Source organism: Stenotrophomonas forensis (genome assembly GCF_028752115.1).
Classification (GTDB): domain Bacteria; phylum Pseudomonadota; class Gammaproteobacteria; order Xanthomonadales; family Xanthomonadaceae; genus Stenotrophomonas; species Stenotrophomonas forensis.
Genome location: NZ_CP082270.1, coordinates 2,705,141 through 2,712,341, shown reverse-complemented (window position 1 = coordinate 2,712,341; position 7,201 = coordinate 2,705,141). Strand labels below are relative to the sequence as shown.

General features: G+C 68.5%; 9 protein-coding genes. 5 read left to right on the top strand and 4 right to left on the bottom strand.

The features are described 5' to 3' along the window. Positions 1 to 34: 34 nt before the first annotated feature. Genes K5L94_RS12715 through gspH form a run of 3 tightly spaced genes read right to left on the bottom strand, consistent with a single transcriptional unit; the run spans position 35 to position 1,451 of the window. On the bottom strand, positions 35 to 649 hold the full coding sequence (locus tag K5L94_RS12715; RefSeq protein ID WP_164087697.1) for a prepilin-type N-terminal cleavage/methylation domain-containing protein: 615 nt from the start codon (positions 647 to 649) through the stop codon (positions 35 to 37). Further along, the gene (gene gspI, locus K5L94_RS12710) at positions 646 to 1,008 is read right to left on the bottom strand and encodes a type II secretion system minor pseudopilin GspI (protein ID WP_053449914.1); all 363 of its coding nucleotides are present in this window, start codon (positions 1,006 to 1,008) and stop codon (positions 646 to 648) included. Before gspI ends, K5L94_RS12715 begins: the two co-directional genes overlap by 4 nt. Beyond that, positions 1,005 to 1,451 carry a type II secretion system minor pseudopilin GspH gene (gene gspH / locus K5L94_RS12705; protein WP_337999995.1) on the bottom strand — a complete coding sequence of 149 codons (447 nt, stop codon included), beginning with the start codon at positions 1,449 to 1,451 and terminating at the stop codon, positions 1,005 to 1,007. The genes gspI and gspH overlap by 4 nt, the downstream gene beginning before the upstream one ends. Positions 1,452 to 1,554: 103 nt before the next feature. On the opposite strand from gspH, the gene K5L94_RS12700 reads away from it, so the two are divergent. Continuing rightward, the gene (locus K5L94_RS12700; RefSeq protein ID WP_187299814.1) at positions 1,555 to 2,028 is read left to right on the top strand and encodes a general secretion pathway protein; all 474 of its coding nucleotides are present in this window, start codon (positions 1,555 to 1,557) and stop codon (positions 2,026 to 2,028) included. Between the two features lie 34 nt (positions 2,029 to 2,062). Here K5L94_RS12700 and K5L94_RS12695 read toward each other — a convergent pair whose 3' ends face one another. After that, positions 2,063 to 2,398, bottom strand: coding sequence for a hypothetical protein (locus K5L94_RS12695; protein WP_164087696.1), 336 nt, complete (start codon positions 2,396 to 2,398; stop codon positions 2,063 to 2,065). Between the two features lie 201 nt (positions 2,399 to 2,599). On the opposite strand from K5L94_RS12695, the gene K5L94_RS12690 reads away from it, so the two are divergent. From K5L94_RS12690 to tolA, 4 genes are read left to right on the top strand one after another with little or no spacing between them, the layout of a single operon-like run. Further along, complete coding sequence (locus K5L94_RS12690; protein ID WP_274510596.1) at positions 2,600 to 4,213, top strand: ShlB/FhaC/HecB family hemolysin secretion/activation protein; 1,614 nt, start codon at positions 2,600 to 2,602, stop codon at positions 4,211 to 4,213. 38 nt (positions 4,214 to 4,251) lie between these two features. Beyond that, complete coding sequence (locus tag K5L94_RS12685; protein WP_180878651.1) at positions 4,252 to 6,036, top strand: DUF2341 domain-containing protein; 1,785 nt, start codon at positions 4,252 to 4,254, stop codon at positions 6,034 to 6,036. Positions 6,037 to 6,046: 10 nt separating this feature from the next. Beyond that, complete coding sequence (locus K5L94_RS12680; protein WP_005409874.1) at positions 6,047 to 6,460, top strand: ExbD/TolR family protein; 414 nt, start codon at positions 6,047 to 6,049, stop codon at positions 6,458 to 6,460. 39 nt (positions 6,461 to 6,499) lie between these two features. Beyond that, positions 6,500 to 7,162 (top strand): cell envelope integrity protein TolA, encoded by a 663-nt coding sequence (tolA, locus tag K5L94_RS12675; RefSeq protein WP_053449910.1) that lies wholly within the window; start codon positions 6,500 to 6,502, stop codon positions 7,160 to 7,162. Positions 7,163 to 7,201: the final 39 nt, after the last annotated feature.

Genomic DNA, 7,201 nt, shown 5'->3' with positions numbered 1-7,201 from the left:
CGCCACGCGTGGATGACTTTCCTCCAGCGGCGCCCTAGAACCCCACCACCCGCCGATAGCTCAACGCACCACGCCCGTCGCGCAGCTCCAGCCGCAGTTCCAGGCCGGTGGCCGGCAGCACATCGCCTTCGCCCGGCAACGACGCCCAGCCCGCCCCGGGCTGCCACGCGCGCAGTTCGAAGCGCTGCACGGCGCGTGCCACCGCAATGCCCTTCGACGGCTCGGGTGCGGGCAGCGGGTAGCGGTCGGTGGCAGCGCCGCTGGCCCGCCACAACGTGTCCCCCTGCCGCCACCAGCGCACGCGCTGCCAGCGCAGCCCGTCGCTGCCCACGCTGCGGGTGATCTCCAGCGCGAAACTCCCGTCCGGGTGGCGCTCACTGACCAGCGAGGGCGGCAGCAACCGCTGCGGCTGATCGGCCGGACGCACCGCGCCGTTCATCAGCGCATCATCGGCGCGCATCTCGACATCGCGCTGGAACTGCTGAACCGCGCGCAATGCACGCGTGGTTTCCGTATCGGCCTGGCGCAGGCGCTGGTCGCTGCTGGCCACGCTGTCGATGGCCCGCCAGCAGATCAGTGCCAGTACGCCCATGATGGTGATCGCGATCATCACCTCGATCAGGGTGAAGCCATGCACCGGGCGCTTCACGGCGTGGCTGTCCAGGGCAGCTGCATCCGTGCCAGCGACTGCCGCGGCGACTGTTCGGCCACCACGCTGAGTTCCAGCTGCGGCTGCCCATCCGCCCCGGTGCCCAGATGCTGCAGCACCAGGAACCGGCTGCGCCCCTGCAGGCAGCGCTGGCGTGCCTCCTGCGGTACCTGTCCGGCCAGGCGCAGTTCCTGCCATCGATCCTGCGCACACATCAGGGCCAGCCGACGGTCGCGCAGGCGCGACTGATCATCGGTGGCGACCGCGACCGATCGCATCACCGCGGCCAGGGCAATCGACACGATCGCCAGTGCGATCAGCACTTCGATCAGGGTGAATCCGCGCGTGTTCCGTTTCACTGCACGACCTGCAACTGTCCGCTGCCATCATCACGAAGACGCAGCAGGCGACCGTCCAGCGACAGCCGTACTTCCCAGGCAACGCCGATCCATTCCGGGCTCAGTTCGATGGCGGTGGCCGGCTGTACCGAAATGCCGGCGGCCTGCCACTTCTGGGGCCGCAGCAGGTCGTCGCGCTGTACCTCCACCCAACGGCTGCCTTCGCGGCGGCTGAAATGGTAACCGTCGGCGTCGGCCTGCCAGCGCACGGTGTTGCCATCGATGCGGGCCTCGTCGCGCGCGACCTGCAGGCGTTGTGCCAGCCGCTCGGCCTCCTGCCGCAACTGCCGCGCGGGGTCGAGCAGGCTGCCCAGGCCCAGGCCGATGCCGGCCGTGCAGATGCCGATGATCACCAGCACCACCATCAGTTCCAGCAGGGTGAAACCACGCGGAATGTGCAGCATCGACATTGCCTCCGGTCCTTGCCGATGCCTGCCAGCGTATGCGCGGATGATGAAACAAAAGCGTCAGCGGTAGCTGCTAGCGTAGGCGGACACGAACGTGGCGATGGTGCAGGACATGGACAGGCGCTGGGATCGCAATCGGCTGTTGACCGTGCTGGCAGCGACGCTGCTGCTGGCCGTGGTGGCCTACTGGACGGTGACCCTGTCTGCGGTCGCGCCAGCGGCGGTGGCCAGCGAAGCGCCTGCCGAGGCCGCTGTGCGGCCGGTGTTCGCGGCGGCGGCCAGCCTGCCGCTGGTGCGGCTGCTTTCGCCCGGCGCCGTCCAGACCGAAGTGGTGGTGCTGGGGGTGATGGCCGGCGAGCATTCGCCGCTGGCCTTGCTCTCGGTCGATGGCCGTCCTGCAGAAGCGTACGCACCGGGCCAGCGGCTGGGACCCTGCACGGTACTGGCCAGCATCAGTGCCAGCACGGTGGAACTGAACCAGGCAGGGCAGTCGCGCAGCCTGCCGGTGCCGGAGCTGCCACCGGTGCCGACGGATGGCATCGTGCCGGCCGCTGCGCAGCGTGGCGCCCCGTAGCGCCGAGCCCACGCTCGGCGGCAGATGCACGGGTTCAGCGCGCCGGACGCTGCGGCACCACCGAACGACCAAAGGCATCGCCCATGCGCTGCCGCGTGCCTTCCAGGTTGTACTGCATCAGCTGGTTGCCAGGCTGCCGCATCAGGCGTTCGGCTTCGGGCAGCGCCGGTGACCTCGCCGGTTTCGGCGCCGGTGCCAGCTTGCGCTGCAGGCAGTCCCAGGCAGGGATGCGCTCGCCGTTGACCTGCACTTCGATGCATGGCGCGGCATCGTCCTGCTGCTTCGCTTCCCCGGCCTGGAGCGGTGGCACCACCAGCAGCAATGCCAGGGCGAGGGCAGGGTGGAGGCCCGTCTTCAATGAACTGCTCATCTCGAATCTCCTGCGGCAACCGGTGTTCTTCAGCGAAGACGTATGGCGAAGGCAGTGTCCGCCCGCGAGGGTTGCGGCGCTGTCAAAAGATGACAGGGCTGTCACAAAACTGTTGGCGGCTTTGACGCGACGTGCACGTCCTGTTGGTAGATCCACGCGCCGCTCCATGGCCATTCCCTTCGATACGACGCGATGCCTTCGATGACTCCTGTTCCGTCCCGAGCCGTCCGCCTTCCGCTGCGCCTGCATCCGTTGGTGCTGGCGCTGGCCATGATGCCGCTGCCGTTGTTCGCGCAGCAGGCGCCCGCGCCCAGCGTGAACATCAACGAATACATCGTGCGCGGCAACACCGTGCTCGATCCGCGCCAGATCGAACGTGCAGTGGAGCCGTTCCTGGGCCCGGGCAAGACCCTGGCCGATGTCGAGAAGGCGCGTGATGCGGTCAATGCGCTGTACCAGCAGGCCGGTTACCAGTCGGTCTACGTTGAACTGCCGGAACAGCAGGTCAGTGGCGGCGTGGTACTGCTGAAGGTGCAGCAGACGCCGATCGGCCAGCTGCGCGTGGTCGGCACCAGGCACGAGTCGCCCGAACGCATCCGCGAGCGGGTGCCGGCGCTGGCCGAAGGCAAGGTGCCCGATTTCGAGCAGGCGCAGAAGGAACTGACCGCGCTCAACGAAGGCGGGCGCCGGCAGGTGATGCCACTTGTGCGCGAAGGCCAGGTGCCCGGCACCATGGACGTGGACCTGCAGGTGGAAGAGAAGTCGCCGTGGCGCGTCAGCGCGGCACTGAACAACGATCGCAGCGCCGATACCGAGAAGCTGCGCCTGAGCACCTCGCTGGCCTACGACAACCTGTGGCAGCGCGGGCACAGCGTCAACGTCGGCGTGTACCTGGCGCCGCAGGACACCCAGCAGGCCAAGGTGTTCTCGGCGTCGTACATGATGCCGTTCGAAGGCACGCCCTGGAGCCTGGAAGCTTCCGGCTACAAGTCCGACAGCCGGGTGCTCAATGCCGGCGCGCAGGTCGGCACCGGGTCAGGCACCAACGTGATCGGCAATGGCCATTCGATCGGCCTCAAGCTCAACTATCGCCTGGCCGGCAGCCGCCAGTGGTGGCGCCAGCTCAGCCTCGGTGTGGACTTCAAGGACACCGAGGAAGACACGCAGATGGAAAAGGGCAGCCTGAAGACGCCGTTGAAGTATGCGCCGATCACCCTCGCGTTCGTGGGCGTGCGCCAGGGCGAGCAGGACCAGTTGAGCATCAATACCCAGCTGGTGGCCGGCACCCGCCGCCTGCTGGGCTACGGCAGCGATGCCACCGCATTCGGGCAGAAGCGATTCTGGGCCGATCCGAGTTTCGTGGCCTTCAAGGCCGACGTGGCCAACACCCATACCTTCGGCAGCGACTGGCAGTGGTATGCGCGCGGCTCGCTGCAGGTGACCGACGCGCCGCTGGTGTCGGCCGAGCAGTTTGCCGCCGGCGGCATGTACACCGTGCGTGGCTATCTGTCGGCCGAAGCGATCGGCGACTACGGCGGCCTGGCCAGCCTGGAATGGCGCACGCCGGCGTGGTCGCTGTGGAGCGGCACCGATCTGCGCGTCTACAGCTTTGCCGACGCGGCCTACCTGCGCCTGCGCCAGCCGCTGCCCGATCAGCGTGACAAGTACAACCTGGCCTCGGTCGGCCTGGGCGCGCAGCTGCGCCTGGGCGAACACCTGCAACTGCGCCTGGACTACGCCTGGCCCTACGCCGACGGCCCGGTCACGCGCAAGGACGACCCGAGCCTGCATTTCAACATCAGCACCAGTTACTGACCCTTCCCTTGAACATGCGTTCTCCGGAGACCCTTCGCATGGACCGTTTGCTTTCCCGAGTGTTGTTGCTGCTGGCCGCGCTGGTGGCGCTGCCCGCCGCTGCGGCCGATGCCAATTGGTGGCAGGCCGAATGGAAGTACCGCAAGCCGATCACCGTCGACGCCGGCCCGCAGGGCGCCGGCCTGGCCGGTGACCCGGGCCGCACGCCGCTGCTGCTGCGCCTGCATACCGGCAACTTCGGCTTCGATGGCACCCAGGATGCGGGCAGCGACCTGCGTTTCGTCTCGGGCGATGGCCGCACCGTGCTGGCCCACCAGATCGAACAGTTCGATCCCAAGCTCGGCCTGGCGCTGGTCTGGGTGGACGTGCCGGCAGTCAGCGCCGCCGCACCGCAGACGATCTGGATGTACTACGGCAACGACAAGGCCCCGGCCAGCGGCAATGGCCAGCAGGTGTTCGACCCGGACTACACGCTGGTCTACCACTTCGCCGAAGCCAATGCCCCGGCCCGCGACACCACCGCCTATGGCAACAATGCCGGGGCCGTGGTGCCGCCGTCGGAAGGCTCGGTGATCGGCCGTGGCGTGCAGCTCGGCGGCGGTCCGCTGCCGCTGCCGGCCAGCGCCTCTCTGGCGCAGCAGGCGGGCGCGCCATTGACCGTTTCCGCGTGGATCAAGCCGGGCAGCAACAGCGCCGCACAGGCGATCTATGCCCGTCGCGACGGTGCGGCCGAGCTGGTGCTCGGCATCGAGAACCGGGTGCCGTTCGTGCAGCTCAACGGCCAGCGCAGCACGCCCGCGCAGCCGATTCCGGAAGGGCAGTGGGCGCATGTGGCGCTGACTGCGGAGAAGGGGACGCTGCAGCTGTACCTCAATGGGCGCGTGGTCGCCCAGCTCAGTGGCGATCTGCCGGCCCTGAACACCGCCGCCGTGGTGGGCGCCGACGCCGCGGGTGCGGCGCAGCCGCTGGCCAACTTCGAAGGTGCGCTGGATGAGCTGCGCATCTCGCGGGTGGCGCGCCCGGCGGCGCTGCTGCTGGCCGATGCCACCGCGCAGGGCGCCGATTCGCGCCTGATCAGCTACGGGGCCGACGAGCAGTCGGCCGGGCAGAGCCACTTCGGTTTCATCCTCAAGGCGATGCCGTTCGACGCCTGGGTGGTGGTGGCCATCCTTGGCCTGATGATGTTGCTGTCGTGGGCGATCATGATCGCCAAGAGCCGCCACTTTGGCCGCACCAGCAAGGCCAATGCCGTGTTCACCGAGAGCTTCGGCAAGCTGTCCGGCGTGCCGCTGCGCACCCTGTCCGACATGGACCGCCAGGGCAAGGCGCCGACCGCGATGCATGAGGGTTCGCTGTGGCGCATCTACCAGGTCGCCATCGATGAAATGCAGCAGCGCCACCAGCGTGATGGCAACAGCGGCTACCTCAGCGCGGCCACCATCGCCGCCATCCGCGCCTCGATGGATGCAGTGATGGTGCGCGAGCAGGAAGGCATGGCGCGGCGCATGAACTGGCTGTCCACCACCATTGAAGGCGCGCCCTATGTGGGCCTGTTCGGCACCGTCATCGGCATCATGCTGGTGTTCGTGGTGGCGGCGATGGCCGGCGCGGTGGACATCAACTCGGTGGCGCCGGGCATGGCCGCCGCGCTGCTGTGTACGGCCGCTGGTCTCGGCGTCGCGATCCCGGCGCTGTTCGGCTACAACTACCTGGGTGCGCGCGCCGAGGCGATCGGCGCGGACATGGCGGTGTTCATCGACGAGTTCGCCGCGCGCCTGGCCGAAGAGCAGGACGGGCGCGGCCCGGCCGCGGTCCAGGGCTGAGGGGCGCGCCATGGGCCAGAAGGCGAAGTTCGGCATCAAGAAGCGCGAGAAGGGCATCAACGTGACGCCCTTCGTCGACGTGCTGCTGGTGGTGCTGGTGATCTTCATCCTGACCAGCAACGCCTCCATCCCCGGCATCGAGGTCAACCTGCCGAAGGCCAGCAACAGCGTGGCGCTGGAGAAGCCGAAAACCAAGGCGATCACCATCGACCCTAGCGGCCAGGTGTTCCTCGATGCCTACCCGGTGACGATGGCCGAACTGGAAGACCGCCTGCGCACCGAACGTGCGACCACGCCGGACTTCCCGGTGATCGTGCGCGGCGATGCGCAGGTGCAGTACGCGCGCGTGGTCGAGGTGCTGGACCTGCTGCGGCGGCTGGAGCTGGCCCAGGTCGGGCTGGTCACCGGCAAGGCACAGGGCTGAGGCATGACGGCCCATCAACCCCCTCGGCCGGAGCCCGGCATGCGCGGTCGCCAGCTGCTGGTGACCGTCGCGCTGGTGCTGGCCGCGCTGTTGGTGCTCGGCATCGCGGTGTGGTGGCTGCTGTTCAAGGACACCGCCAGTACCCGCAGGCCGGTGGTGCAGCCGCCGATGCTGGCGCTGCCGCCTCCTCCGCCACCGCCCCCGCCACCGCCGGAAAAGCCGCCTGAGCCGGAAACGCCGGAAGAGACGGTCCCCGAGCCGGAGCCGCTGGATCAGCCGACCCCGGCGGAAGAACCGACGCCAACCCCGGACAACGCCGACCCGGTAACGATGAATGCCGACGCACAGGCCGGCGGTGACAACTTCGGTATCCAGTCCGGTACAGGCGGCGGCACGTCCGGCGTGGGCCGCGGTGGTGCCGGCAATGCCACTTACGGCCGCTACCTCGGCTACCTGATGCAGCAGGCGATCGCGCGCGACGACAAGGTCAAGCGCCTGGCGTTCCAGCTGCAGGTGAATGTGTGGCTGGCCGCCGATGGCCGCCTGGAAAAGGTCGAGCTGGTGCGCGGCAGTGGCAACGAGGAGGCCGATGCGGCCGTGCTCGATGCGCTGCGTCGCATCGGCAAGGTCGACCAGGCACCGCCGCCGTCGCTCGATTTCCCCGCCCGCGTCCTGATCCAGGGCCGCCGGCCCGGGGCCTGATTCCCGACTTCCGTGATTTCCACTCTTTCGATGAGAACC

Excerpts from the sequence above, each read along its gene's own strand:
- gspH (WP_337999995.1), bottom strand. The coding sequence starts at position 1,451 with ATGCTGCACATTCCGCGTGGTTTCACCCTGCTGGAACTGATGGTGGTG.
- K5L94_RS12700 (WP_187299814.1), top strand. The coding sequence starts at position 1,555 with ATGGTGCAGGACATGGACAGGCGCTGGGATCGCAATCGGCTGTTGACC.
- K5L94_RS12695 (WP_164087696.1), bottom strand. The coding sequence starts at position 2,398 with ATGAGCAGTTCATTGAAGACGGGCCTCCACCCTGCCCTCGCCCTGGCA.
- K5L94_RS12690 (WP_274510596.1), top strand. The coding sequence starts at position 2,600 with ATGACTCCTGTTCCGTCCCGAGCCGTCCGCCTTCCGCTGCGCCTGCAT.
- K5L94_RS12685 (WP_180878651.1), top strand. The coding sequence starts at position 4,252 with ATGGACCGTTTGCTTTCCCGAGTGTTGTTGCTGCTGGCCGCGCTGGTG.
- K5L94_RS12680 (WP_005409874.1), top strand. The coding sequence starts at position 6,047 with ATGGGCCAGAAGGCGAAGTTCGGCATCAAGAAGCGCGAGAAGGGCATC.
- tolA (WP_053449910.1), top strand. The coding sequence starts at position 6,500 with ATGCGCGGTCGCCAGCTGCTGGTGACCGTCGCGCTGGTGCTGGCCGCG.